Genomic DNA, 25,169 nt, shown 5'->3' with positions numbered 1-25,169 from the left:
CTATCGCACCGCCCTGCGGGTGAGCTCGATGGCGTGGGGATCGTCGAGCATTTCCGCAGCGCCGGCATCGGCGGTGCGGCGCGCGACGACGATCAGGCCGGAAACGGCCTCGTCGCGATCGCGCCGCAACGCCGTCTCTTCGACGAAAACGAGGTCGAGACCGTAGCGCGTCAGCAGCGCCCGCAAGTGATGCGGGGCATGTGCGAAACGCCGCGACGGCCGCAGGACCATCGGCTCCGGGCCATCGTGGAGTTCGACCGAAAAGGCGAACAGTCCGTCCGGCTTCAGCATGTCCGCGACCACCGACACGATCCGGTCCAGTGCGCCGAGATAGATCAGCACGTCGGCGGCGACGACAAGATCCGCCCGGCGCGCCCCGGCCTCCATGAAGCAAAGGTCGACACGGTCGAGACGATCGTAAAACCGTTTCGCTTCGGCCTTGCGCAACATCGCCCGCGAAATGTCGTTGCCCTCGAGGAAACTGGCCCGGCCGCGCAGCCTCTCGCCCATCAGCCCGGTGCCGCAGCCCAGATCGACGACATGCGCGAAGGCGCTCGCGCCCAAACCGGCGAGAGCCTCGGCGATCAGATCGGGCACCCGGTAGCCGAGCTTCTCGACCAGCGACACGTCGAAACGATCCGCATATTGGTCGAACAGCGCTTCCACGAAGGCGGCCGGCGCCGCCTCGATCCCCTGCGCGGCCCCGATCAGACCGAGTTTGAGGCTGGCGCCCATGCGATCGGGAGGATCGAGCCGCAGCGCCTCGGTCCAGGCTCCGGCCGCGCCGGCCAGATCGCCCGTCTCCTCGCGCATCTCACCGAGCCGGAACCAGCCCGGCGCCCAGCCGGGCGCCAGGGCCAGCGCGTCGGCCAGCAGATCGATGGCGGCGTGCCTGTCGCCCATATCCCACAACATCGCGGCATAGTCCGCCCGACGGTCGGCGATGCGGTCTCCGGAAGAATAACGGGATACGGTCATTCGGTTTTTCCAAACCGCAAAAAGCGGGCGAGGCTTATCCATCGGCCTTGCGACTTTGGCAAGAGGATTTTTCAACGGGCTTCCACCTGGTCGGCAACGCGCTATCTTGCCTGCATGCGCGCCTCGGACCTGCTTCATCCGCGCCCTGAGGGGCTTTATTGCCCGGCCGGGGATTTCTTCATCGACCCGGTTCGACCGGTCGCGCGCGCGCTGATCACGCACGGCCATGCCGACCATGCGCGCTCCGGCCACCGGGCCGTTATGGCCACACGGGAGACGCTCGACATCATGGCGCTGCGTTACGGCGCGGATTTCGCCGCCAGCACCCAGGCCGCAAGGCTGGGCGAGACGACGACGCTCGGCGGGGTACGGATCTCGTTTCATCCCGCCGGCCACGTTCTGGGCTCGGCCCAGATCGCGGTCGAAAAGGACGGGCTGCGCATCGTCGCCTCCGGCGACTACAAGCGCCGGCGCGACCCGACCTGCCAGGGATTCGAGCCGGTCGCCTGCGACGTCTTCATCACCGAAGCCACCTTCGCCCTGCCGGTCTTCCGCCATCCCGACGACCGCGGCGAGATCGCCCGGCTGATCAAATCGGTGACCCAGTTTCCCGAACGCGCCCATCTGGTCGGTGCCTATTCGCTCGGCAAGGCGCAGCGCGTGATCGCGCTTTTGCGCGCCGCCGGCCATGACGGCCCCATCCACATTCACGGCGCGCTGGAAAAACTGTGCGCCTATTACGAAAGCCGCGGCATCGCGCTCGGTCCGCTCGCGCCGGCGACCGTCGACGACGGCGACCCTGGCCGTTTCGCCGGCAAGATCGTGATCGGCCCGCCGGCCGCCTTCGCCGAGCGCTGGGCGCGGCGCTTCCCCGACCCCGTGTCGGCCTTTGCGTCCGGCTGGATGCTTATCCGCCAACGCGCCAGACAGCGTGGCGTCGAGCTGCCGCTGATCGTGTCGGACCATGCCGACTGGGACGAACTGGTCGCCACGATCGGCGAGACCGGCGCCGGCGAGGTGTGGGTCACGCATGGCCGAGAGGAAGCCCTGGTGCGCTGGTGCGAACTCAACGGCGTCAGGGCCCGACCGCTCCACCTCGTCGGCTACGAGGACGAGGGCGACTGATGGACCGCTTCGCCGAACTGCTCGACCGGCTGGTGCTGACGCCGTCGCGCAACGCCAAGCTCAGGCTGCTGGTCGACTATTTCTCAACGACGCCGGACCCCGATCGCGGCCTGGCGCTGGCGGCACTGACAGGAGACCTCGACATTCCCGGCGTCAAGCCGGCCATGCTGCGCGGCCTTATCGGCGAACGCATGGACCCGGTGCTGTTTGCCTATTCCTACGATTATGTCGGCGATCTCGCCGAAACGGTCTCGCTGGCGTGGCCCGCCCCGGACGAGCCGCCCGACGGCCCGTCGCCAGGTCTCGGCGAGGTCGTCGACGCTTTGACGGCGGCCGGACGGGTGCGCGGTGCGACCGTCGTCGCGGGCCTACTCGACCGGCTCGACGCCTCGGCCCGCTTTGCACTGATCAAGCTCGCCACCGGCGGCCTCAGGATCGGCGTGTCGGCGCGCAGCGCAAAACGGGCGCTGGCGGCGATGGGGGGTGTCGACATCGCCGAGATCGAGGAATTGTGGCACGGGCTGGAACCGCCTTATCTCAGCCTGTTCGCCTGGCTCGAAGGGCGCGCGGAGCGGCCGGCGACGACCGCGCCGGCGCTGTTCAAGCCGGTCATGCTCGCCAGTCCGCTCGGCGAGCGCGACCTGGAGACCCTCGATCCCGACGACTATGCGGCCGAATGGAAATGGGACGGCATCCGCGTGCAGGCAGTGTCGGAACAGGGCCGCGCCCGGCTCTATTCACGCACCGGGGACGACATCTCCGCCGCCTTTCCCGACATAATCGACCGTCTCGATTTCGAGGCCGCGCTCGATGGCGAATTGCTGGTCGGCCGACCCGACGGAGAGACCGGCAGCTTTTCCGACCTGCAGCAGCGGCTCAACCGCAAGACGGTTTCGGCCCGTACGCTGGAGACCCATCCGGCCTTCATCCGCTGCTACGATTTGTTGCAGATCGAGGGCGAGACGCTGCGCGACAAACCCTTTCGCGAACGACGCACAAGGCTGGAAGGTTTTGTCGGCACGCTCGCCTCACCGAAATTCGACCTGTCGCCGCTGGTCGGGTTCGAGAACTGGAGCGCGCTCGAGGCGTTGCGGCGCACGCCGCCGCACCCGGTGATCGAAGGCGTCATGCTCAAGCGCTGGGACGCAGCCTATGTCGCCGGACGGCCGAAAGGTCCCTGGTTCAAGTGGAAGCGCGATCCCTTCACCGTCGACGCGGTGCTGATGTACGCCCAGCGCGGTCACGGCAAACGGTCGAGCTATTATTCGGACTACACGTTCGGTGTGTGGACCGGCCCGCCGGAGGCGCCGGAGCTTGTCCCGGTCGGCAAGGCCTATTTCGGCTTCACCGACGCGGAATTGCGACAGATCGACAAATTCGTGCGCGACAACACGGTCGAGCGCTACGGCCCGGTCAGGGCGGTGCGGGCCGAGCCCGGACACGGGCTGGTGCTGGAAATCGCCTTCGAGGGGCTCAACCGCTCGAAGCGGCATCGCTCGGGTCTCGCCATGCGCTTTCCGCGCATTGCGCGCCTGCGCTGGGACAAGCCGGCCGCCGAGGCCGACCGGCTGGAGAGCCTTCAGGCGCTGCTCGACCGGTAGACCGGCTATTGCGAAATCGACACGCGGATCTCGAAGACCTCGATCGCTCTGGCGCCGGCGTCGACGTCGGGCACGATCGCGATCGTGCCGGCGGCTCCAGGCGCCGCGTCCGGCATGGTAAGATCGAACAGGTAGTCCGACCGCGTCGGCACGACGCTGTAACGGTTGCGGCCGCAATCGCCCAGTTCGCCAAAATTGCAGGTGACGGAAACCTGGGTCTCCTGGCCTTCCTCGGCGCGCGCGACGATGTCGAACAAAGCGCGACGGCCGGCGATCTGCTGCAAGACGCCCTGGCCGACATCGAACAGGATCGGTGTTTCGGCGCCCTCGCCGCGAATGCGCAGCGCCGGCTCGCCGTCGGCGTCCACGACCTCCGCGCTCGCCCCGGCCGGCGTGACCACCGCGCCGGGATTGTCCGGGGAAAAAATCGTGATCCAGTTCTGCTCTTCGCTCGGCTCGCTTCCAAGCCGCGGCGGGTCGGCGGGTTGGAATTCCTCTTCCTCGAGCGTCTTGGGCGGGTTGGGCACGGAGGTGTCGCGCTCCTCGGGCGAAAGCAGCAGCCCCTGTTCGGCGACCCACCACACGCCGATACTGACCGCCGCCACGACGGTCGTGGCCAAAAACAGCCCGGCAAACAGCCGTCCGCGCCGACGACGCGGCGCGGGCCGGGTTTCGGCGCGCAAATTGCCGCCTTCGTTGCGCTCGGCGCTTGCGGCTCGCGTTGTTTCGGGCTCGAATGCGGGTTCGCGCCGCCCCGCCGGATGCCGCCGCTCAGGCCGCAGGTCGGCGGCTTCCGGGCGGCGCGGTGTTGTCACCGCCACCGGCGGCACGGCGGCCGCCGCTTTGCCGGACCCGTCCGGGTCGACGACCGGCGCCTTGCCGACGGCCGGCTCGCGTGAGCCGATCTCCACCGGGGGCGCGGGCGGCGCATCGTTGGCCGGGTCTTCGCCGCGCGCGCGCGGCCGCTCCGAAGCCGTGGTCGGCGGCGCCACGGCGGGAATGAATTCGGATTCGATGGCGCTGATCGCCGTCTTCAGCGCCTGGCGGCGCTGGCGCAGGATATCGGGCGTGACGCCGGGATTTGCCTGCAGCGTTCTTTCGAGCGCCGCGTGAACGGATCGGTAGACCTTTTCGCGAAAAGCGCGGTCGCCGGCATCGCCCTTGTCGAGAGCGTTCCTGATCGCCTTTTCAATCGGGTTCAATGCACCATTCCCGTTACGCCTTTTGTAACCGTTAGCGGCAGCGACGCCGTCAATCAACAAAACCCGGCCGGCTCTGAACGACGCGGACGACGATTCCGGACGATGATGCCCCTATGGCAACAGTCAGTGGCCAAACCATCGCACCGGCCGGGATCGGGCCCCCGACCGGACGAGATTCCCGGTTGCCTGCCCGACGGCATCTGCTAGAAAAGCGACGTTTACGGAAACGTCAATCAAACCGAAGCGGGAGACAGGCATGGCGCTGCCCGACATTTTGAAGAAAAACCTCAGGATTCCGGTAGTCGGGTCGCCGCTGTTCATCATCTCGCACCCGCCGCTCGTGCTGGCGCAATGCAAGGCCGGCATCGTCGGCGCCTTTCCCGCCCTCAACGCCCGGCCCGAGGCCCAGCTGCACGACTGGCTGGCCGAGATCACCGAAACGCTCGCCGACCACGACGCCAAAAACCCCGACCGCCCGGCGGCGCCGTTCGCGGTCAACCAGATCGTGCACAAGTCGAATTCGCGCCTCGATCACGATTTGCGGGCCTGTGTCGAGCACAAGGTGCCGATCGTCATCACCTCGCTCGGCGCGGTCGAGGAGGTCAACCAGGCCGTTCACTCCTATGGCGGCATCGTGCTGCATGACATCATTCACGACCGGCACGCGCGCAAGGCGATCGAAAAGGGCGCCGACGGGCTGATCGCGGTCGCCGCCGGCGCCGGCGGCCACGCCGGCACGCTGTCGCCGTTCGCGCTGATCCAGGAAATCCGGCAATGGTTCGACGGACCGCTGCTTCTGTCGGGGGCGATCGCCAATGGCGGCGCGATCCTGGCGGCCGAGGCGATGGGCGCCGACATGGCCTATATCGGCTCGCCCTTCATCGCCACGCACGAGGCGCGGGCGGTCGAGGACTACAAGCAGATGATCGTGGATTCCAAGGCGGCCGACATCGTCTATTCCAACCTGTTCACCGGCGTGCACGGCAACTACCTCAAGGGCTCGATCGAGGCCCAGGGGCTCGACCCGGCCAACCTGCCGGTCTCCGATCCGTCGCAGATGAATTTCGACAGCCGCGAAACCAAGGCCTGGAAGCAGATCTGGGGCTGCGGCCAGGGCATCGGCGCCATCGACGAAATCGTCGGCGCGGCCGAACTTGTCGATCGTCTCGCCATGGAATACGAGGCCGCCCGGACCCGACTGGCCGCGTAACCGGGCGACGACACCGCGGCCGGCTACGACAAGGCCAGCAGGGCGGCGCGCAAGCCGTCGCCATCGCCGCGCGGCAGCCTGGCCTCGATTGCGGCGTGGCTTGCGCGCCAGGCCGGCAGGGCGGCGGCCAGCGTCGCGCGGCCGGTCTCGGTCAGATGAAGCACCCGGTTGCGCCGGTCGGCCGGGTCGACGACGGAAGCGGCCAGGCCGCGCCTTTCCAGCGGCTTGAGCGCGGCCGTCAACGTGGTCCGATCCATAGCGAGCGTGGCGGCGACGTCCTTCATGCGCGGCGGCTCGGGCCGGTTCAGCGCCATCAGCAGGGAAAACTGACCGTTCGACAATCCGTATGGGCGCAGCGCCTCGTCGAAATGGCGCGCCAGGGCGCGCGCTGCCCGCTGGACGTGGAGACAAAGGCAGGCATCGCGGACTTCCAGCGTGGTGGCGAAGGTCAGCGATTCGGGTTTTGACATGGTCATTCTATTATGTTGATATCAACGCGTTGTCCAGCACAGGCGGCACGAGGAGAAGCGCAATGCCCACCAAGATCGTCGTTCTGATCGGAACCAAAAAGGGCGCCTTCATCGCCGAGAGCGACGAAGCCCGCCAGGGCTGGACCTTGCGCGGCCCTTTTTGCGAGACGTGGCCGATGAACCATGTCATCGGCGATCCGCAAACCGGCACGATCTACGGCACCGGCGGCAATGAATGGTTCGGCCCGGCGGTCTGGAAGTCACCCGACCTCGGCGCGAGTTGGACACATTCCAGCGACGGGCTCGCCTATGAAGAGGGCAAGGAGCCGGTCGCGGCCGGCTGGAGCCTGGCGCTGGCGCCAGACGGGCTCTATGCCGGGGTGCAGCCGGCCGGCCTGTTCAAGAGCGAAGACGACGGCGCAAGCTGGCGCCATCTGGACGGGCTGCAGCAACATCCGAGCCGGCCCGAATGGAACCCGGGCGGCGCCGGCCTCATCCTGCACTCGCTGGTTTTCGATCCGACCGACGCCAAACGCATCTGGGTCGGCATTTCGGCCGCCGGCGTGTTTTACAGCGCCGATGGTGGCGACAACTGGGAGCCGCGCAATCTGGGCACGCGCGCCGATTTTTTGCCCGAGGGACAGAACTATCCCGAATTCGGTCAATGCGTGCACTGCCTGGTGATGGCGCCCGGCATGCCCGACCGGCTCTACCAGCAGAACCATTGCGGCATGTATCGCAGCGACGATGGCGGGCGAAACTGGCGCAGCATCGAGGACGGCCTGCCCTCCTCGTTCGGTTTTCCCGCCGCCGCGCATCCCCGCCAGCCCGACACGCTGTTTTTGCTGCCGCTCAACGGCGATTCGGCCGGCCGCTATGTGCCCGACGCCAGGGCCGCGGTCTGGCGCACCCGCGACGGCGGCGAAAACTGGCAGGATCTGCGCCGCGGCCTGCCGCAGGAAAACGCCTATTTCGGCGTCCTGCGCCAGGCAATGGCGAGCGACCGGCTCGATCCGGCCGGGGTCTATTTCGGCACCAGCGGCGGGGCGCTGTTTGCCAGCGCCGACGAAGGCGAGAACTGGCAGCCGATCGCCCAGCACCTGCCGGCGATCCTGTCGGTGGAAACGATGGTACTCGACGGTTAGGGTCGAATCCGCTTCATCCGCCTCACCTGCCTGGAGGGACTTTGTCGATGACGGGATCAAGACCGGTGCGGGTGACGCTGGCCGGCGTGCTGGCCGACCTGTTTCCGGGCGCGCCGCGCCAGCTCGAGGTGGAGGCCGACAGCGTGCGCGGCCTGATCGACGCGCTCGACCGGCGCTGGCCGGGCATGCGCGACCGGATCTGCGACACACGGCCGGCGATACGCCGGCACATGAACGTGTTCGTAAACGGCGAGCGCCGTACACTCGAAGCAGCGCTCGAGCCGGGCGCCCACGTCCACATCCTCACCGCGATCAGCGGCGGATGAAACGCACCGCTTGACATTGCCGACCGGCCTGCGTCTCTTTCGCGGGCCGGTCGGCAATGGTCTTCAGGAATTCCGCGACGCCCATGCTCAAGACACCCTATCTGCTTTTTCTCGGCGATGCGCCGGATCCGCTCGCGGCCAAGGTGGCCCAGGGCATCAAGGACTGGCGGCCGGAATTCGCGCTCGCCCAGCACCGGCTCGACGGCTGCAAGGCCGATCTCGGCCTGGCTGAGATGAGCATCGCCGAGGCCCGCGCCGCCGGCGCGCAAACGATGATCGTCGGCGCAGCCAATCGCGGCGGCGTCATCGCCGAAAACTGGCGCACCAGCCTTGTCGAGGCCTGCCGCGCCGGCATGGACGTCGCCTCGGGCCTGCACAATCAGCTTGCCGACATTCCCGAACTCGTCGCGGCCGCGCGCGATGCCGGCACCCGGCTGTTCGACGTTCGCGTGCCGCAAGACACCTACCCGATCGCCGACGGCAAGAAGCGCGCGGGCAAGCGTTGTCTGGCGGTCGGCACGGATTGCTCGGTCGGCAAGATGTACACCGCGCTCGCCATGGAAAAGACCATGCGCGACCGGGCGATGAAGGCGACATTCCGCGCCACCGGCCAGACCGGCATCCTGATCACCGGCTCGGGCATCCCGCTCGACGCGGTGGTGGCCGACTTCATGGCCGGCGCGGTCGAATGGCTGACGCCGGATAACGACGACGACCACTGGGACCTGATCGAAGGCCAGGGCAGCCTGTTTCACCCGTCCTTTTCCGGCGTGACGATGGCGCTGATCCACGGCGGCCAGCCCGACGCGCTGGTGCTGTGCCACGAACCGACCCGTACCCATATGCGCGGCCTGCCGCATTACGGGCTGCCATCGCTGGAAGAGTTGCGCGACCTTTCCCTGTCGGTCGCCCGGATCGTCAATCCCGAGGTCCGCGTGACCGGAATCTCGGTCAATACAGCCGCCTTGAGCCCGGAAGAGGCGGCCGGGTGCCTGTCGGCCATCGAAAGCCGGATGGGGCTGCCGACCGTCGATCCGTTCCGCGACGGCGCCGAGCGTCTGGTCGACGCGCTGCCGGCGTAAAGCGGTCTTTCAGGCCCTGCCCTTCTATTCCGCGGCCGCCGGCGACACGGTTTTTTGCGCCCGCGCCAGGCTGCGTTCCCGCACGACGATATAGAGCCCGGCGGCGACGGTGATCGCGATCCCCAGCGCGGCGAGCCCGTTGGGAAGATCGCGGAAGATCACCCAGCCGATGACGGTGGCAAACGGGATCTCGAGATATTGCATCGGCGCCAGCGTCGAGGCCGGCGCGAAGCGCAGCGACCAGGTCATCAGCAGGTGGGCCAACGTGCCCAGGACGCCGATCGTGGCCAGAAGTGCGATCTCGGTCGCGTCGGGAGCGATCATCGTCAGGTGGGGGATGGCGAAGCGCCAGCCGATGCCGACCGCGACCGCCAGCACGACGCTGGCCATCAGGCCGCTGACCGCCTGCAGCGCGATCGGATCGCTTTCGCGGGCGAGCTGGCGGGTCACCAGCATGAAAAAGGAAAACGCCACCGCGACGAGAAGCGGCAACAAAGCCGGCCAGCCGACAGTCTGGAAACTGGGCTGGATGACAAGCAGCGTGCCCGCGAAACCGACGGCGCAGGCGGCGAGCCGGCGCGGGCCGACCTCCTCCTTGAGCACCAGCTTGCCGAGCAACAGCATGATGAAAGGCATGACGAAAGCGATGGCGATCGCATCGGCCAGCGGCAGGTAGCGCAGCGAGGCGAACATCGCCCCGATGCCGATCATGTGGAAAACCGTGCGCAGTCCGGTCAGCCACAGGAAGCGGCGCGACAGCGCCGGCCGGATCGTCCGCCAGCCGACCCAGGGCAGCAGCAGCAGACCCTGGAGGGCGAAGCGCACAAGCAGAAGCTGGATCAGCGGCACTGTGTCGCCGAGGATCTTGGCGATCGAAATCGCCCAGCGGCGCCAGTGCGCAGAAGCCGGTCATCAGTGCGATGCCGAGAAGGGGACGGTCGTTGGTCATCGTTTGAGGTTAGTCACCCGGCCTGACCGGCAAAATGGGCCAAGGCCGGCAAGCGGCGCGGCCAGTGCGCCTGCCCGCCTTGCCGCGCATCCGCAGTCGAGGACCGACGTCAATCGCCGGCCAGTTGGACGAGGAGCTGATTGCCGAACGCAGCCATCGCGTAGGCGGCGGAAAAATCGAACTTGTTCATGCTCACGAAGATGCCGACACGCTTTTCCGGCGCAAAGGCGAGATAAGACATCTGTCCCTGCAGCCCGCCGGCCTTTTGCAAGATGAACGGGCGCTGCCCGGTCGCGTACATCGCCACCCACCCAAGCCCCATGCCGTCCATGCGGCCGGATTCATCCATCCCGACCACGGTCTCCAGCCCGTCGCGTTGAACATAGACGCCGTGATCGAGGAACCGCGCCTCGCGGGACGGCCCGTCGGCGGCGGCGTCGAGATGCCATTGCAGCCAGCGCAGCAGGTCGTTGGCCGTGCTGCGCAGGCCGCCCGAGCCGGTGATCACTTCCCCCGAAGGCACATCCGGCAACGGCGCGCCATCGAACCCGTGGCCGCTCATCAGCCGGTCGGCCATATCGCCGGCGAGATCGAAACGCGTGTCGGCCATGCCGAGCGGACCGGTAGCGCGCTCGGCAAGCAGTTGCGGGTAGGGTTTCTTGCCTGCCGTGGCCAGCGCCGCCGACAGAAGGTCGAAGCCGAAATTGGAGTAAAGCAAGGCGCTGCCCGGTCGAAACAGCAAGGCATTGTCCTGGAGCCAGCTCGCAAAAGCGTCGTCGGTGATGGTGGAAAACGGATCGGCGTCGGGACCGGGCGTGCGCGGCACCTCGCGCGGCAGGCCGCCGGCATGGGTGGCGAGATCGATCAAGCTGATCGCCGGGCGTTTGGCCGCCGCCACGCCGAGCGCGCCGGGCAGAAGCGGCGCAACCGGATCGGTGAAGCCGGCTTCGCCCGCGGCGGCCGCGTGGGCAAGCATCGCGCCGGTGAAGGCCTTGGTGATGGAGCCGATGCGCAACACCGTGTCACCGGTCGGCGCAACACCGTTGCCCTTGCGGGTCTCGCCAAGCCCGACCACCGTCGTCTCGCCATCCTTGACGGCGGCCACGACGACGCCGGGCACGTCGACGTCGAGAAAGAAGATCTCGGCAGCGAACGAAACCGTCTCGTCGAGGAGCGGATCGGCCGTGGCCGAAGTGGCGGAAAGGCCGGCAACCGACAAAGCAAGAAGGGCAGCGGCGAGCTGCCGGCACAGGCGGACCATGGGTTTACTCCGGTTTGCGGATCGACAATCGGGCGGCAGGCCGAATTACGCGGTTTTGCCGCCCCCTGTCCACCGGCAAGGATCGTTGATGCCTGCCAATCCGTTCCCCCGCGGCAAGCAAGCCGAAAAAATACCCCCGCGCACGGCGGGGGTATCGATACGGGCGTTTCGGCGACCGTCGCGACGCCGTTCAGGCGTTGGCGGCGGCGACCGCGCGCTTGGCCATCACCACGACCAGATTGGCGCGGTATTCCGCCGAGGCGTGGATGTCGCTCATCAGGTCGCGCGACGGCACGACAACGCCTTCGAGCGCGGCGGCGTCGAACTTCTTGGCCAGCGCCGCCTCGATCTCCTTGGAGCGGAAAACGCCGTCATCGCCGGCGCCGGTGACCGCGGCGCGCACGCCATCCTTGCCCTTGGCGACGAACACGCCGGTCATGGCGTAGCGCGAGGCCGGGTTGGGGAATTTGGCGTAGCCGCATTTGGCCGGCGCGGTGAAGGTCACGGCGGTAACGATCTCGCCGTCCTTGAGCGTGGTCTCGAACAGGCCCTTGAAGAATTTCGCGGCCGCGATCTCGCGCTTGTTGGTGACGATGGTGGCGTCGAGGGCCAGCATCGCGGCCGGGTAGTCGGCGGCCGGATCGTTGTTGGCGAGCGAGCCGCCGATCGTGCCCATGTGGCGCACATGCGGGTCGCCGATATGGGCGGCGAGATGACAGATCGCCGGGCAGACCTTGGCGAGCTTGTCGCTGGCGGCGACGTCGGCGTGGGTGGTCGCCGCGCCGATGGTGACGGTCTTGCCGGAGACCTTGATGCCCTTGAGCTCGTCGACATGGCGCAAATCGACGAGATCGGATGGGGCGGCGAGCCTGGTCTTCATCGCCGGGATCAGCGTCATGCCGCCCGAGACGACCTGTCCGTCCTCGGCCTTTTTCAGGAGCTTGACCGCATCGGCCACGGACGAGGCACGGTGATAGTTTACCGAATACATCTGACATTCCTTTCGCTTGCGGACCGTGTGCGCGCCTGCGCGCCGGCCGTTTGCGGGGGCGCGGGCCGCGGCGCCCGACGGGCAATATCCGCGACCACGCTCGGCCTGGCTTGCAGGCGTCCCCGCACGGGTTTCGTCCTCAATGTTTCGCCGCGTTCAGTATCGACCACACTTTCTGCGCCGTCGCCGGCATGGTCAGATCGTTGTTGCCGATCGCGTCGGTGATGGCGTTGATGACGGCAGGCGGCGATCCGATCGCGCCGGCCTCGCCGCAACCCTTGATGCCGAGCGGGTTGGACGGGCACGGCGTGTTCGAGGTCGAGACCTGGAACGAGGGCAGATCGTCGGCCCGCGGCATGCAGTAATCCATGTAGCTGGCGGTGATCAGCTGGCCGTTATCGTCGTAGTGACACCCTTCCAGCAGCGCCTGACCGACGCCCTGGGCGATGCCGCCATGGACCTGGCCTTCGACGATCATCGGATTGATGATGTTGCCGAAATCGTCGGCGGCGACGAACTGTACGATCTCGGTGTCGCCGGTCTCGGGATCGACCTCGACCTCGCAGATGTAGCAGCCGGCCGGGAAGGTGAAGTTGGCCGGGTCGTAGAAGGCGCCTTCCTTCAGCCCAGGCTCCATGCCTTCCGGCAGGTTGTGGGCCGTGTAGGCGGCGAGCGCCATCTGGAACCAGGGCACGGTCTTGTCGGTTCCGGCCACCTTCAATTCGCCGTTCTCGATGACGATATCGCCCTCGTCGGCCTCCATCAGATGAGCGGCGATCTTCTTGGCCTTGGCCTCGACCTTGTCGAGCGCCTTGACGATCGCCGACATGCCGACCGCGCCGGAGCGCGAGCCGTAGGTGCCCATGCCCATCTGCACCTTGTCGGTGTCGCCGTGCACGATCGAGACCGAGTCCAGCGGCACACCGAAACGATCGGAAACAAGCTGGGAAAAGGTCGTCTCGTGGCCCTGGCCGTGCGAGTGCGAACCGGTCAGCACCTCGATGGTGCCGACGCCGTTGACGCGCACCTCGGCCGATTCCCACAGGCCGACGCCGGCGCCGAGCGAACCGACCGCGGCCGACGGCGCGATGCCGCACGCCTCGATATAGCAGCTCATGCCGATGCCGCGCAGCTTGCCGGCCTTCCTGGCCTGCTCGCGGCGCGTTTCGAAGCCGGCATAGTCGGCCGCCTTCATCGCCGCGTCGAGCGAGGCGGCGTAATCGCCGGCGTCGTAATTCATGATCACCGGGGTCTGGTGCGGGAACTCGGTGATGAAATTCCTGCGCCGCAGTTCGGCCGGGCTGATGCCCAGTTCGCGCGCCGCCGTTTCGACGACGCGTTCCACCACATAGGTCGCCTCCGGGCGGCCGGCGCCGCGATAGGCGTCGACCGGCGCGGTGTTGGTGTAGACGGCCCGCACATTGCAGTGGATGGCCGGGATATTGTACTGGCCCGACAGCAAGGTGGCGTAGAGATAGGTCGGCACCGAGGACGAAAACAGCGACATGTAGGCGCCAAAATTGGCGATCGTGTCGACCTTCATCGCCGTCATCTTGTTGTTGGCGTCGAAGGCGAGCTTGACCTCGGTGACATGATCGCGGCCATGCGCGTCGGTCAGGAAGCTTTCGGTACGGTCGGCCACCCATTTGACCGGCACGCCGGTGCGCTTGGACGCCCACAGGCACACGATCTCCTCGGGATAGATGAAGATCTTGGAGCCGAAACCGCCGCCGACATCGGGCGCGATCACCCTGAGCTTGTTCTCAGGCGCGACATTGTAGAAGGCGCTCATCACCAGCCGGGCGACATGCGGGTTCTGCGAGGTCGTCCAGCAGGTGTAATGGTCCTCCGCCTTGTCGTAATGGCCGAGCGCGGCGCGCGGCTCCATGGCGTTCGGCACCAGCCGGTTGTTGACGATCTGCAAGGTGGTGACATGGGCGGCGGCGGCGATCGCCTTGTCGGTCGCCTCGGCCTCGCCGATCTCCCAGTCGTAGATCAGATTGCCGGGCGCCTCGGGATGAAGCTGCGGCGCGCCCTTTTTCAGCGCCGAGACGGCGTCGGTGACCGCCTTCTTTTCCTTGTAGGTGACCTCGACGGCCTCGGCGGCGTCGCGCGCCTGGCCCTTGGTTTCGGCGACGACGATCGCCACCGCGTCGCCGACGTAACGCACGCGGTCGACGGCCAAGGGCGACCAGGCGCCCATGTTCATCGGCGAACCGTCCTTGGAATGGACCATCCAGCCGCAGATCAGATTGCCGATGCCGTCGGTCTTGAGTTCCTTGCCGACCAGCACGTCGATCACGCCCGGCATCTTCTTGGCCGCCTTGACGTCGATCTTCTTGATCTCGGCATGCGCGTGCGGCGAGCGCACGAACGCGGCATGCTTCATGCCCGGCACCACCATGTCGTCGACATAACGGCCGCCGCCGGTGATAAATCTCTTGTCTTCCTTGCGCGCCACCCGCGCGCCGATACCTTCAACACCCATTCTCGTATCCTCCCGGAAATCTTGGGCTCACACCGCGTTCATCCCGCTCGGCGGCAGCGCCGGGCAGAGCGCCCGGCAAGGGGCGCCGCTGGACAAGCCCGCCCGCCGTCGAACCGGCCACGGCTCATGCCGCCTTCTTCGCCTTGCCCTTGCCCTTGGCCATCGTGTTCGACGCGGCCAGGATCGCCTTGACGATATTGTGGTAGCCGGTGCACCGGCAGATATTGCCCTCGAGCTCGGCGCGCACCGTGGCCTCGTCGAGATTGCCGGGCCCGTGGCGCTCGATCATGTCGGTCGCGGCCATGATCATGCCGGGCGTGCAGAACCCGCACTGAAGCCCGTGATGCTCCTTGAAGGCCGCCTGCACCGGGTGCAGATCGTTGCCGTCGGCCAGTCCCTCGATCGTGGTGATCCGGCTGCCGGCTGCCTGGGCGGCCAGCATCGAGCAGCTCTTGACCGCCTTGCCGTCGACATGGACCACGCAGGCGCCGCACTGCGAGGTGTCGCAGCCAACATGCGTGCCCGTCAGGCCGAGATGCTCGCGCAGGAAATGGACCAGCAGCGTTCGGCCCTCGACCGTCGCGGACACCTCGCGACCGTTCACACTCATCGAAACTTCAGACATCGATCCTCCTCCAAAGCGCTTCGTTTTGAAAACCGCGCGATCTGTAGTGCAGAAAGGCTGATGCGGAGATTAACGCAGCGGCACGGAGAGTCCATTGGCACAGCCTTGTTTTTCCGGTGCGCGCGATCGGAATTTGGTCGCATGGACCCAGCGGCGGCAACGGCGCGCGACGCCGGCCCGCCACCGGCAACACCCCATGGCGCGCGCGCCATGGCCCAGATCGGATTTGTCGCCACAGAACGCTTGAAATCGGCCGTCATTGCCGATATCACCCGCACACCGTATCGTCGGCTCATCCACACGCCGGCATAGGGCCGCTTTAGCTCAGTTGGTAGAGCACATCATTCGTAATGATGGGGTCGCGTGTTCGAGTCACGCAAGCGGCACCACTCTTTTCCTGCACCACTTCCGTCTCCCCGCCGTCTCGGAATAGCTGCGTCTTTTCCGTGGGTTGCGGCTCCAGTTATCCAAAGACGGGGTGATCTCCGGGCGCTTCCGGCCACCAAAGCCGCCACTTCGGCCAGCCGTCTCTGTCGGTCCGGTGCGGTGTCCCCATGTTTGGAATGGCGATGCTGAGTTGATGGTGCCTATCCCGGCGCGAATGGCAATTACTGAGCCGTCACTTGCCGATCAACGCGCGTTGTTCTGCCCAGGAATGCGGCAGTTCGGTCAGGCGTGAGAGCTTCCGGGCGGTGCACTCCGTCGGGTGAGTGCCGTTGAGCAGACGATCGACAATGTCAGGCGCCAGAAAGGCCAGGCGCAGAATGCGGCTGAAGTCGGAACGGTCGACACCATTGGCCGAGGCGATCTCGCCGATGCCGCGGCCCGAACCATCGGTTAGTTGCGCCAGGCAGGCGTGAGCCTTGACGATGAGCCTGACCAGACCATCGTCGGGAGCTTGGCCCTCGGTCGATGGATCGGCCAGGATGATTTTCGTCTCGATGCCACGGCGTCGCAACGAGAACCGGCATTCGATGATGGCGATCCGATCCGCATCGCCAGCTTCGGTTGCTGCCGGCGCCCGGCCGATCAGCTCCCCGACAAGCCGAACCATATCCACCCGGAGAGTGAGCATCGTCGCCGCCAGATCGATGCGTGTGATCAGCCTGCGCAGGAGGTCTCGCCGGTGTTGTGGCGAAGAAGATTGATATGCGGTCTTCAATGCATCGGCAGCCGCCAGTGTGTTCGGCAGATCTCTTGCAGGGATGAACGGCTGCAGCAGATTGCTCAGTCCCCGACCATCATCGAGAAGCCGTTCCAGCTCGATCTCGACCACCTCCTCGACGGCGCGCGCTGGCAATCGCCATCCGTTGAGACGTTCGGTGCCCTTCCCGTTCCCATGCGGCTTCGATGCATAGTAGCGGTAGCGGATGGTTCCCCTTCGCGTGTGAACCGGCGTCAGGCGATTGCCATCCTCGTCGAACAGCAGACCTGCGAGCAGGTGAATATCTGCTTGGTTCGAATTTGTCCGTCTCACCGGCGCCTGCTCCGCCAGCAGCGCCTGGGCGGCGGCGAAGGTCCCTTCGTCAACGATGGCATCATGCTCGCCATCGTAGATCTTCTCGTGATGCCGCACCTTGCCGATGTAGATCGGGTTCGACAGCACATGATAGAGCTGGCCTCTGCCAAAGCGGCGTGTCGCTGCCGCCTCGGCATCAAGCGACACCAATGCAACGCCGGGATTGCCCTGTCCGCGATTGGCGCCCTTGCGAGTGCGAACTGCTCGCTCCGGGAATCCTTGAGCCGTTGCGTCGGCCATCAGTGCCTTCACCGAACGCAGGTCCAGATAGCGGCGAAAGAGATAGCGCACGATCGCCGCTTCCTGCTCGTCGATCTGCAGCTTGCGGTTTACGGCCCGGTAGCCGAGCGGCACACCGCCTCCCATCCACATGCCCTTCTGCTTCGAGGCCGCGATCTTGTCGCGGATGCGCTCTGCCGTGACTTCGCGCTCGAACTGGGCGAAGGACAGAAGCACGTTGAGCGTCAACCTGCCCATCGATGTCGTCGTGTTGAACTGCTGGGTGACCGAGACGAAGGACGCCTCCGCCTGATCGAACACGTCCACGATCCTGGCGAAGTCGGAGAGCGAGCGGGTCAGACGGTCGATCTTGTAGACCACCACCACGTCGACTTGTCCGTCGCGGATATGCTGAAGCAGCCGCTGCAGGGCGGGTCGGTCCATGGTGCCGCCGGAGATGCCGCCATCGTCATAACGATCCGACACCAGCTTCCAGCCCAGCGAGGATTGCGACCGGATATAGGCTTCACAGGCTTCACGCTGGGCGTCGAGGGAGTTGAACTCCTGCTCCAGGCCATCCTCGGTCGACTTGCGGGTGTAGACCGCGCAACGCATGCGAGTTGTCATTCCCACGCTCATAGCCCGAAGAACCTCGGTCCGGACCAGTGCGCGCCGGTGATGCGCTTGGCGACCGCGGTAAGCGAACGATAGACCTTGCCGTCGAAGACGATCCCCTCCGCGGTCACATCCACCACGTGCATCCGGCCATTCCATTCTCGCATCAGCCGTGTGCCGGCTGCTAGAGGCGGCGCGACTCCGGTGCGAGCCGCGGACAATCGACCGGAGCCATCCTGCACAATTCCTGCCCGTGGCTCCTCCTTCTTCTTCGTCTTCTGCCCCGCACGAAGCACCGCCCGGGCCGCTGCCGACAATCCGCCCGACCGCCCGGCTTGCAAGTGCCAGGCAGCAGATCGTTCGAGCAAGCTGCGATTGATACCCTTGGGCGGCAGACAGCCATAGGCCTTGTGCCATCGCGCGATCAGTTCCTCGCGCGAGAGGTCGCCGATCGTGGCGACCTCCCTCTCCAGCTTCTTATCCGGCTGCATGACCATCAACCGGCCTGCTCGGCCGGCATTGCGTCATCAATGCGATAACGCCGGACCCCGTCCTTGCCGATCTCGCGGGTCACGGCCAGCCCGAGCTTCTTCTTGACCGTGCCCGACAAGAAGCCGCGCACCGAATGTGCCTGCCAGCCGGTCACCTCCTGCAGTTCGACAAGGCTGGCGCCTCGTTTGCGGCGAAGCGCCTTCAGCGCCGCCTCGGTTTTGGTGATCTTGGGCAACGTCTTTTTGGTTCCTGAGGCGATAGGATCACTACTGGTCTCTGCCCGGCGAGGTGCCGAAGGCTTCCGTTTCCGAACACCGCGCCGCGCTGCCCTCGTGCCGTCCTCCAGTTCGTCGTCGGCGCGGGCCAAAAGCCGCAAGTCCGGCGGATAGCTCAGTGCGCTGCCGACGGCCGTTCCAGGCTTCTTCGTCTTGTTTGCATTCAGTGTTGCGCCTTGTGCGACCTCAACGTGTGCCTCGGCTGTCGTCTTATTCTTTGTCATGGTTGGCTCCTTCGCCATCGGCGCCGGACCGTCCGGCGCCGCTACCACGACAAGCCCGGCGCTACCACCAGGCGAGAAGGCACCGCAGCCATGCGGCACGCAACGCACAAACCAATGCTTCCTTTGCAGAAGAAGTCGAGCGGAAAGGTAAGTGGCGCCCGCCGACGCCTACTTCGGGCGAGCCGACACAATCATCAAACAGTGAGAAAGGATTAAAAAACAGACCATCGAACGCCGGCGCTTGCAGCATCGCAAGCTCGCCGCTTAACATCCCAAAGACGAGGACGGCACTTCGTTAATCCGAGCTGCGGTCTGCGCCAAATGTGCCCATGCCGGCTCCCCTGAGATGTTCCCGATTTTGGGTTAGCCTGTACCTCAACGAAGGAGACAGGCAATGAAACGGTCACGGTTCTCGGAAGAACAGATCATTGGCATTTTGAAGGAACATCAGGCGGGCATGACGCCGGCTGAACTGTGCCGCAAGCACGGCATCTCTGATGCGACGTTCTACACCTGGCGCAAGAAGTACGGCGGCATGGACGTATCGGACGCCAAGCGGTTGAAGGCGCTCGAGGAAGAGAATGCGAAGCTGAAGAAGCTTCTGGCGGAGCAGATGATGGATGTATCGACGCTCCGCGAGATGCTGACAAAAAACTTCTGACGCCCGACTCCAGGAGGAAAGCCGTGAGTTGGGCAATCGAGATGAAGGACTATTCTCAGCGGCGGGCCTGTGCCCTGGTTGGCATTGCGCTGCGCGTCTTCCGTTACCAGTCGAGCCGGCCGGACGATGCCGGCCTTCGACAGCGATTGCGTGAGCTGTCGTCGGAACGGCGGCGGTTCGGTTATGTGACATCGCCATCGCGCCAGTATTCACAGCTGCTAGCGACGTCTGCTAGAACCTGTTCGTCTGGCGTCTCAAACGTCGGAAACACCTCTATCGTCAGATGCGTCACAACCGAAGCCGGCGCTTTTGCGATAGTAGTGCGAACTTGCTCGGGATGAATGATGCCAACCGCGTTGGCCTCGTCGGTAAAGCACCAATGATAATCACGCTTTCCATCGGTTTGCTGTAGGTGCACGATCGGGCTGAGATGGCTTAGTCGGGTGAGCCAAAGATATGGATCCTGCTCCGCTTCCGGGAGGTCGGGCCGGCATGCATGACCGACATCGTAGCAGTAAGCGACGGTCGCTCCATTCATCTCAGCGAACTGCTCGGCAAGGTTCAGGCATTCGGCGATGGTGCTCGGAAACTCCCGCGCCACGGGCATCGGCTCCCACAAAAGGTAACGCAGTCCCGCCTGTCCAGCGTAGTTTGAAAGCGCGGAGACATGATCCAACTGCTCCTCCGCCAGCGCTTGACGGCGTGCGGGGTTGTGGTAATCAGCAACGCTATAGGCGCCCATGTGCCCACCGAACGTGTCAGCGCCGACGAGAGCGCTGAATTCGATGCCGCGCTTGTATCGTTCTACTGCAGCCAGCCGCATCTCTGCATCTGGATGCAGGAGCATGTTGGCACAGTATTCGCCAAGGCCCGAGAACACACTTGATATCTCGATACCGTTGCTTTCGCACGCGTTGCGGATGCGAGAGGCTTGCTCGTCCTGGCGCTCGCCCCCACCGGTCAAATCGATGAGATCCAGCGACAGCTGCACATCGGTGACCCCCATTCGATTTGCGATCAGCTCTGCCCAGACCTCAGGCTCGGGCCAGCGTTTCATCGCGAAGCCATTGTTCAGACTGAGTGTCGGCATGAAGAACCCTCCGTTCTGTTTGGTTATTCGTGGTCATCTCTTCACCGGTATCGCCGCACTCACATGTGTCAGGTGGCCGAAGCTGTAAAACAGCGGTAGTACCGCTGCGCCAAGTGCCGCCACTTTCTGCCCGGCCGCCCCGAGGATAAGGCGAGGAACCTCGCGGCGCCGGCGCGAAGCCACAGAGGAGGGCAGTGGTAGGGCGCGGCGCTGCAGTTCCGCAAGAATTGGGTGTGGCATGAAACCATTGACGATCACCGCCTCCGGATCGAACAGGTTTTCGAGATTGACCACGAGCAGGCGTAAGACGATGGCGGCCTTGTTCATCCATGTGTCAAACTGTCTCTCGCCCGTACGGAAGCGGTCCACAAGTTCGTCATATGCCGGCGGTGTCCTCGCATAGCCGATATGCTCGTAGGCCGCGTGGACAGAAAGATAAGTCTCCGCGCATCCTTGGTTGCCGCAGTAGCAGGGCCTTCCTTCTGGATAGACGGACATATGGCCAATCTCGCCGGCATTCCCGAACGCGCCTCGATAGGGCTGGCCGTTTACGAGGACGCCGCCGCCAAGACCCGTTCCGACGAAGATGACAACGATATTCCGATGCTGACGTGCTACTCCGAAGTAATGCTCGCCCATCGCGGCGGCGGTAGCGTCGTTCTCCACCGAAACCGGCAGATTGAGCCGCTCGGCAAGACGGTCGGCAACCGCTACGTCGGCCCAACCAGGCAGCACGGTCGGTCCGTTGTTGGCGATCGGATCGACTTCGAAAGGCCCGGGCATGACAACGCTAACCCCGCAGATTTGCTCAAGCTGGATATTGGCGCCGACGGCGAGGTTACGCGCCGCTTTCTCCAGCGCTACGAGTCCGGCCTGCGGAGCGGGACTGTCCACCTGAACCACAATCTCGCCCCGTCTCACGCCAGTGATATCCAGGAGCACGCCTATCAGCCAGTTATGATCGAGTTGCAGACCGATCGAATAGGCACCGTCGGGATTTATCGTGAGCAGTTTCGGCGGCTTGCCTCGCATACCGGTGCTGACGGGGGTCTCAAGCAGCAGGGAGGCTGCGATCAACTCCTCCGCGATGTTGGAAATCGTCTGTACCGAGAGCCCAGTGATCCGCGCTAGGTCAGCACGCGACAGCGGCCCATGCACTCGCACCGTCTCGATCGCCACACGCCTGTTGTGATCACGAGCATTTTCGAGGTTTGCGCCTGAAAACACCCCCGGGTTGGTCGGACCTATCGGCCTCAATTTCTGTGTTCCTTCCTCCAGTGATCAGTCCGCCACTAGATTGTCACCGTCACCTTCTGCAATGCCCTCGGCGAATCCACATTAACACCGCACTTGCCCGAAAGACGTTCGGCGAGGGCGTAGAAGCGCGCGATCATCGCGATCGCCTCGGCTACGCTGTTCGATGCGTTCGGTACAGGCAGGCAGGCGCGCCCTTGGTCGCTAGAAACGACGAAGACACGCGCACCCAAAGCCCGGACCTTTTCGGCGGTGGCAAGGGCACCGACGGATGCCTCGTCGGCCGGAGCAATCAGGATGACCGGCCGCTCAGGCGTGATCAGCGCGGCAGGTCCGTGCCAAACCTCGGCCGCGCTAAAGGCCTCTGCGAAAATATAGCTCGTTTCCTTGAGCTTCAGCGCAGCCTCACAGGCGATGGGATAGCCGGCACCGCGTCCGAGAATAAGTGCGCTCTCGCACCCGGCGAGTGCTTCTTCGGCCACGCCCCAATCCAAACGATACGAGCGCTCCACCAGTTCAGGCAGCGCGTGCAAGGAATCGAAAAGATCCCTGTCGCCCGACCATTCGGATACAATGGCGGCGATCGCGACCAAGCTGCAAACGAAGCTCTTAGTCGCGGGCAGAGCGAGCTCCGGCCAGGCGCCTATCGGCAACGCGATGTCGGAATTCTGCGCCAGGCGTGAATTCGGGCTGTTGACAAGCGAGAGCGAAAGCGCACCGGCAGCGCGATTGCTACAGTGCAGCGCGTTGATGTCCTCGCTGGCACCCGATTGCGAGATCGCCCAGGATACCGCGCGCTCGATCCACAGCGACTGCCCGTAGACCGACGACAGCGACGGACCGACCGAGGCGACGGGAACGCCCAGCCGCACTTCGACCAAATGTTTCAGGAAGGCGGCCGCGCAGTCGGAGCTTCCGCGTGCAACCGTGATCATCACCGTTGGGGAATGTGCGCGCAGCCGGCGGCCGACATTTTTGTAGAGCGGACCATGCTGCTTGATCTGGTGTGCGATGCAGCTCGGGATCTCGGCGATCTCCTGCTTCATCTGAGTGTCGCGGGGGAATGCTGGCTCAGGCGGCATCGCTATCTCTCCTTTCACGCGTTCCTCCGCCTGGCCCCGCGAGCATCCGCACGCAGCCCTTCAGAGCGGCAAAGCGGTCCGTGATGAGGAAGATGCCAACATCTGCAAGGAAGGGCCTGCCGCGGCCCTTGCCTTCGAAGCGGCTGCGCAAGGCGCTTCCCGGAAGAAGCGGGGCCAGTTCGTTCAGCATATCGCCGTTCAGAAAGACACCACCGCGAGCGCCCAAGGTCAGCGCTGCGTTTCCCGCCACATCGCCGAGGAGGCTGAGGAACATATCAAGTGCCTCCCTCTCGCGAGACGACGCATCCGCCATTCCGTGTTTGACGATTTCGTAGGATGAGCTCTCCTGCGCGCCATCGACACCATCGACCACGCCCAAAGCGTTGTATAGTTCGACCAGTCCGCTGCCGCACAGAACCCGCTCTGCGGACACGCGACCGAACAGGCTGCGTAGGACCTGCCACACCGCCAACTCCCTGTCGGTATGCACCGGCAGGGTTACATAACCGCCTTCCCCTGCAAGCACTACCGGCGCGTCGGTATCGCCGAACAGCACCGTCGCGACGCCAAGTCCCGTGCCGGGGCCGATGATCAGTTGGGGCATAGATGCGCGGCACTGAGCTCCGCCGATGCTGGCGAGGCTGGCTTCGTCCAGCAGCGGAAGTGCAGACGCCAGCGCGGCGAAATCGTTGACCGCCAGAAGTTCGTCCAACCCCAGACGGTTCTTCGTCGCGCTGACGGAAAACGTCCAGTTATTGTTGGTGATATTGACTTCATCCCCCATGACCGGCGCCGCGACACCGATGCAGGCACGATCGACCTTGACGCCGGCATTGCCGATTGCGAAGCGCAGCGCGTCCTCAAGTGAACCGAATTCGCTGCAATGGAGCACCTGCGGCTCCGATTGGAACTGGCCCTCCACAATGGCGATGCGGGCCTTGGTTCCACCGATGTCGGCGACGAGACTCGTCAAGAAGAGCCTCCCCGCGCTACGGCCGGTACAAAATCGATCAGGTCTTCCTTGTCGAATTCCACCGTGCGGCCTTCTTCGGCGGACTTGTAAAGCCCCATTAATATCCGCACCACCTCGACGCCGTCGCGGAAGGTTTCGAATGGCATCTCGCCCATTCGGAACGCTTCCACCATAGCGCGGTTCTCGCTCGTGTAGCCGTAGGTTCCGTGTTCATCCTCCAGGACAGGCATTAGTCCCTGTTCGGAGTTCTGCTTCTCGACAAGGTCCTCGCCGGCATCACCCTGTAGATTGCGCGAGAGGAAGAGCTTGAGGCCCGAGCCCAGCGAATTGTATTCCATCGAGTACTCGGCTCCCAGAACCTCAAGCTGGATGCGCAGGCCCGCGCCGACATAGGCCCAGGAAGTCGCGCACTCGATGACGACGTCGGTTCCGTCCTCGCGGGTCATGATTACGGTTCCCCGAGCGAAATCTTCCGCCGCGCGCTTGAGATAATCGACCTCCGCCCCCATGCTCTTCGTCAGCGAACGGGCGTAGTCCGGGCGGTTCCACTTGAGCGTGGCGATGGTGCCGTTGGCGGATTTGGGTGTGAGGGTGTCGCGGGCGGCACCCGGCGCCGTCAGAAGGAAACGGGCGACCTCCACGCTGTGGCACATCATGTCTAGCAGCACGCCGCCGCCCTGCCGCTCTCCTTGCCAGAACCAGGGCTCGTGCGGGCCGGAATGTTCCTCGGTCGCTCTTGCGATAAAGGGCGCGCCCGAAACGGAGGCGGCACGCTCCCAAAGAATGGCCTTACCGCGGGCGACCGCGGTCGCGAAGAGCTGGTTCTCCAGATAGCCGTGCAGAAGCCCGGCTTCCTTGACCAGCGCGAGCATTTCCTCCGCTTCCCGTACGGTCCGTGCGAGGGGTTTTTCGCACGCGACCGCGCGCAGCACGCCGGGATTGCCGAGAGCAAAATCGCGGATCGCGCGCATCGTCTCCAGGCGAGCATGGTTCGGGACCAGTATCCAGACTGCGTCGATTTCGCCGGACGACAGAAGCGCGTTCAAATCAGGATAGGCGACGCATGGGCCAAGCTTCAGCTGGTTCGCTTTCGCGGCCAACGCCTCGCGCCGCGCCTTGGTCGGGCCATAGATTCCGCGTACTTCGACGTTGCGCACCGAGATGAGCGATTCCAGATGGAAATTGGCGATGAAGCCGGCGCCGACTAGGCCGATGCGCAGTGTGTTCAATTCGTAGAGTGTATTGGGCACGATGTCTGCCTCGTCTGCTTCGATTTCTCGTTTGAGCCGGGCGGCCCCGATGTCGCCGCCCG

Annotated in this window: 22 protein-coding genes, 1 tRNA gene and 1 pseudogene; 8 read left to right on the top strand and 16 right to left on the bottom strand. The window is 65.0% G+C overall.

Features of this window, described 5'->3' with window-relative positions; translation table 11 throughout:
• Positions 1–978, bottom strand: a complete 978-nt coding sequence (locus ACT2B0_RS02005) for a class I SAM-dependent DNA methyltransferase (protein ID WP_473460870.1) — start codon at positions 976–978, stop codon at positions 1–3.
• 114 nt (positions 979–1,092) lie between these two features.
• Between ACT2B0_RS02005 and ACT2B0_RS02000 the strand changes: the two genes are divergently transcribed.
• Both ACT2B0_RS02000 and ACT2B0_RS01995 read left to right on the top strand, forming a co-directional pair.
• Positions 1,093–2,103: a ligase-associated DNA damage response exonuclease gene (locus tag ACT2B0_RS02000; RefSeq protein WP_473460869.1), complete on the top strand. Its 1,011-nt coding sequence runs from the start codon at positions 1,093–1,095 to the stop codon at positions 2,101–2,103.
• A complete protein-coding gene (locus tag ACT2B0_RS01995; RefSeq protein ID WP_473460867.1) occupies positions 2,103–3,704 on the top strand; it encodes a cisplatin damage response ATP-dependent DNA ligase in 1,602 nt (533 codons plus the stop codon). The genes ACT2B0_RS02000 and ACT2B0_RS01995 overlap by 1 nt, the downstream gene beginning before the upstream one ends.
• Before the next feature lie 5 nt (positions 3,705–3,709).
• Here ACT2B0_RS01995 and ACT2B0_RS01990 read toward each other — a convergent pair whose 3' ends face one another.
• Positions 3,710–4,906, bottom strand: coding sequence for a hypothetical protein (locus ACT2B0_RS01990; protein WP_473460865.1), 1,197 nt, complete (start codon positions 4,904–4,906; stop codon positions 3,710–3,712).
• A 256-nt stretch (positions 4,907–5,162) separates the two neighbouring features.
• Between ACT2B0_RS01990 and ACT2B0_RS01985 the strand changes: the two genes are divergently transcribed.
• Entirely contained in the window at positions 5,163–6,116 is a 954-nt protein-coding gene (locus tag ACT2B0_RS01985; protein ID WP_473460863.1) for an NAD(P)H-dependent flavin oxidoreductase, read from the top strand.
• Positions 6,117–6,139: 23 nt separating this feature from the next.
• Here the strand turns inward: ACT2B0_RS01985 and ACT2B0_RS01980 are convergent, their stop codons facing one another.
• Positions 6,140–6,586 (bottom strand): MarR family winged helix-turn-helix transcriptional regulator, encoded by a 447-nt coding sequence (locus ACT2B0_RS01980; protein WP_473460861.1) that lies wholly within the window; start codon positions 6,584–6,586, stop codon positions 6,140–6,142.
• 62 nt (positions 6,587–6,648) lie between these two features.
• Here ACT2B0_RS01980 and ACT2B0_RS01975 point away from each other — a divergent pair, with 62 nt between their 5' ends.
• The 3 genes from ACT2B0_RS01975 to dgcN all read left to right on the top strand — a co-directional run bounded on the left by ACT2B0_RS01975 (position 6,649) and on the right by dgcN (position 9,139).
• A complete protein-coding gene (locus ACT2B0_RS01975) occupies positions 6,649–7,731 on the top strand; it encodes a WD40/YVTN/BNR-like repeat-containing protein (RefSeq protein ID WP_348452577.1) in 1,083 nt (360 codons plus the stop codon).
• A gap of 47 nt (positions 7,732–7,778) precedes the next feature.
• Positions 7,779–8,057 (top strand): MoaD/ThiS family protein, encoded by a 279-nt coding sequence (locus ACT2B0_RS01970; RefSeq protein WP_473460859.1) that lies wholly within the window; start codon positions 7,779–7,781, stop codon positions 8,055–8,057.
• Positions 8,058–8,140: 83 nt separating this feature from the next.
• Complete coding sequence (gene dgcN / locus ACT2B0_RS01965) at positions 8,141–9,139, top strand: N-acetyltransferase DgcN (RefSeq protein ID WP_473460857.1); 999 nt, start codon at positions 8,141–8,143, stop codon at positions 9,137–9,139.
• A 24-nt stretch (positions 9,140–9,163) separates the two neighbouring features.
• Here the strand turns inward: dgcN and ACT2B0_RS01960 are convergent, their stop codons facing one another.
• From ACT2B0_RS01960 to ACT2B0_RS01940, 5 genes are all read right to left on the bottom strand, one after another.
• Entirely contained in the window at positions 9,164–9,988 is an 825-nt protein-coding gene (locus ACT2B0_RS01960) for a DMT family transporter (RefSeq protein ID WP_481658443.1), read from the bottom strand.
• A 209-nt stretch (positions 9,989–10,197) separates the two neighbouring features.
• The gene (gene ampH / locus ACT2B0_RS01955; RefSeq protein ID WP_473460856.1) at positions 10,198–11,349 is read right to left on the bottom strand and encodes a D-alanyl-D-alanine-carboxypeptidase/endopeptidase AmpH; all 1,152 of its coding nucleotides are present in this window, start codon (positions 11,347–11,349) and stop codon (positions 10,198–10,200) included.
• A 190-nt stretch (positions 11,350–11,539) separates the two neighbouring features.
• Positions 11,540–12,340 carry an FAD binding domain-containing protein gene (locus tag ACT2B0_RS01950; protein WP_348452569.1) on the bottom strand — a complete coding sequence of 267 codons (801 nt, stop codon included), beginning with the start codon at positions 12,338–12,340 and terminating at the stop codon, positions 11,540–11,542.
• A gap of 139 nt (positions 12,341–12,479) precedes the next feature.
• Positions 12,480–14,828 carry a xanthine dehydrogenase family protein molybdopterin-binding subunit gene (locus ACT2B0_RS01945; protein ID WP_348452567.1) on the bottom strand — a complete coding sequence of 783 codons (2,349 nt, stop codon included), beginning with the start codon at positions 14,826–14,828 and terminating at the stop codon, positions 12,480–12,482.
• Between the two features lie 124 nt (positions 14,829–14,952).
• Positions 14,953–15,453, bottom strand: coding sequence for a (2Fe-2S)-binding protein (locus ACT2B0_RS01940; protein WP_348398490.1), 501 nt, complete (start codon positions 15,451–15,453; stop codon positions 14,953–14,955).
• 313 nt (positions 15,454–15,766) lie between these two features.
• Here ACT2B0_RS01940 and ACT2B0_RS01935 point away from each other — a divergent pair.
• Positions 15,767–15,842 (top strand) — tRNA-Thr (locus tag ACT2B0_RS01935).
• A 230-nt stretch (positions 15,843–16,072) separates the two neighbouring features.
• Here ACT2B0_RS01935 and ACT2B0_RS01930 read toward each other — a convergent pair.
• Genes ACT2B0_RS01930 through ACT2B0_RS01920 form a run of 3 tightly spaced genes read right to left on the bottom strand, consistent with a single transcriptional unit; the run spans position 16,073 to position 18,797 of the window.
• Complete coding sequence (locus ACT2B0_RS01930) at positions 16,073–17,818, bottom strand: recombinase family protein (RefSeq protein ID WP_473460853.1); 1,746 nt, start codon at positions 17,816–17,818, stop codon at positions 16,073–16,075.
• Between the two features lie 8 nt (positions 17,819–17,826).
• On the bottom strand, positions 17,827–18,303 hold the full coding sequence (locus tag ACT2B0_RS01925; protein ID WP_473460851.1) for a DUF2924 domain-containing protein: 477 nt from the start codon (positions 18,301–18,303) through the stop codon (positions 17,827–17,829).
• The gene (locus tag ACT2B0_RS01920; protein ID WP_473460849.1) at positions 18,303–18,797 is read right to left on the bottom strand and encodes a DUF3489 domain-containing protein; all 495 of its coding nucleotides are present in this window, start codon (positions 18,795–18,797) and stop codon (positions 18,303–18,305) included. The genes ACT2B0_RS01925 and ACT2B0_RS01920 overlap by 1 nt, the downstream gene beginning before the upstream one ends.
• Before the next feature lie 394 nt (positions 18,798–19,191).
• On the opposite strand from ACT2B0_RS01920, the pseudogene ACT2B0_RS01915 reads away from it, so the two are divergent.
• Positions 19,192–19,643, top strand: a pseudogene (locus ACT2B0_RS01915) (transposase); the annotation flags it as partial.
• On the opposite strand, the gene ACT2B0_RS01910 reads toward ACT2B0_RS01915, so the two are convergent.
• The 5 genes from ACT2B0_RS01910 to ACT2B0_RS01890 form a co-directional block, all read right to left on the bottom strand.
• A complete protein-coding gene (locus ACT2B0_RS01910) occupies positions 19,640–20,464 on the bottom strand; it encodes a sugar phosphate isomerase/epimerase family protein (protein ID WP_473466199.1) in 825 nt (274 codons plus the stop codon). The pseudogene ACT2B0_RS01915 and the gene ACT2B0_RS01910 overlap by 4 nt on opposite strands.
• Before the next feature lie 117 nt (positions 20,465–20,581).
• Positions 20,582–21,727: an ROK family transcriptional regulator gene (locus ACT2B0_RS01905; protein WP_473460847.1), complete on the bottom strand. Its 1,146-nt coding sequence runs from the start codon at positions 21,725–21,727 to the stop codon at positions 20,582–20,584.
• A 113-nt stretch (positions 21,728–21,840) separates the two neighbouring features.
• Positions 21,841–22,848: an SIS domain-containing protein gene (locus ACT2B0_RS01900; protein WP_473460845.1), complete on the bottom strand. Its 1,008-nt coding sequence runs from the start codon at positions 22,846–22,848 to the stop codon at positions 21,841–21,843.
• A 25-nt stretch (positions 22,849–22,873) separates the two neighbouring features.
• Entirely contained in the window at positions 22,874–23,857 is a 984-nt protein-coding gene (gene glk, locus ACT2B0_RS01895; protein WP_473460843.1) for a glucokinase, read from the bottom strand.
• Entirely contained in the window at positions 23,854–25,107 is a 1,254-nt protein-coding gene (locus tag ACT2B0_RS01890) for a Gfo/Idh/MocA family protein (protein ID WP_106573664.1), read from the bottom strand. Before ACT2B0_RS01890 ends, glk begins: the two co-directional genes overlap by 4 nt.
• Positions 25,108–25,169 lie beyond the last annotated feature (62 nt).

This window comes from Nitratireductor sp. J20-h4 (genome assembly GCF_056780505.1).
The sequence above is the reverse complement of the archived record's forward strand: the minus strand, read 5'-3'. Positions and strand labels throughout refer to the sequence as shown.

Bases quoted from the DNA above. Each gene is read 5' to 3' on its own strand.
- ACT2B0_RS02005 (WP_473460870.1), bottom strand. From the start codon at position 978: ATGACCGTATCCCGTTATTCTTCCGGAGACCGCATCGCCGACCGTCGG.
- ACT2B0_RS02000 (WP_473460869.1), top strand. From the start codon at position 1,093: ATGCGCGCCTCGGACCTGCTTCATCCGCGCCCTGAGGGGCTTTATTGC.
- ACT2B0_RS01995 (WP_473460867.1), top strand. From the start codon at position 2,103: ATGGACCGCTTCGCCGAACTGCTCGACCGGCTGGTGCTGACGCCGTCG.
- ACT2B0_RS01985 (WP_473460863.1), top strand. From the start codon at position 5,163: ATGGCGCTGCCCGACATTTTGAAGAAAAACCTCAGGATTCCGGTAGTC.
- ACT2B0_RS01980 (WP_473460861.1), bottom strand. From the start codon at position 6,586: ATGTCAAAACCCGAATCGCTGACCTTCGCCACCACGCTGGAAGTCCGC.
- ACT2B0_RS01975 (WP_348452577.1), top strand. From the start codon at position 6,649: ATGCCCACCAAGATCGTCGTTCTGATCGGAACCAAAAAGGGCGCCTTC.
- ACT2B0_RS01970 (WP_473460859.1), top strand. From the start codon at position 7,779: ATGACGGGATCAAGACCGGTGCGGGTGACGCTGGCCGGCGTGCTGGCC.
- dgcN (WP_473460857.1), top strand. From the start codon at position 8,141: ATGCTCAAGACACCCTATCTGCTTTTTCTCGGCGATGCGCCGGATCCG.
- ampH (WP_473460856.1), bottom strand. From the start codon at position 11,349: ATGGTCCGCCTGTGCCGGCAGCTCGCCGCTGCCCTTCTTGCTTTGTCG.
- ACT2B0_RS01950 (WP_348452569.1), bottom strand. From the start codon at position 12,340: ATGTATTCGGTAAACTATCACCGTGCCTCGTCCGTGGCCGATGCGGTC.
- ACT2B0_RS01945 (WP_348452567.1), bottom strand. From the start codon at position 14,828: ATGGGTGTTGAAGGTATCGGCGCGCGGGTGGCGCGCAAGGAAGACAAG.
- ACT2B0_RS01940 (WP_348398490.1), bottom strand. From the start codon at position 15,453: ATGTCTGAAGTTTCGATGAGTGTGAACGGTCGCGAGGTGTCCGCGACG.
- ACT2B0_RS01930 (WP_473460853.1), bottom strand. From the start codon at position 17,818: ATGACAACTCGCATGCGTTGCGCGGTCTACACCCGCAAGTCGACCGAG.
- ACT2B0_RS01925 (WP_473460851.1), bottom strand. From the start codon at position 18,303: ATGGTCATGCAGCCGGATAAGAAGCTGGAGAGGGAGGTCGCCACGATC.
- ACT2B0_RS01920 (WP_473460849.1), bottom strand. From the start codon at position 18,797: ATGACAAAGAATAAGACGACAGCCGAGGCACACGTTGAGGTCGCACAA.
- ACT2B0_RS01910 (WP_473466199.1), bottom strand. From the start codon at position 20,464: ATGGGGGTCACCGATGTGCAGCTGTCGCTGGATCTCATCGATTTGACC.
- ACT2B0_RS01900 (WP_473460845.1), bottom strand. From the start codon at position 22,848: ATGAAGCAGGAGATCGCCGAGATCCCGAGCTGCATCGCACACCAGATC.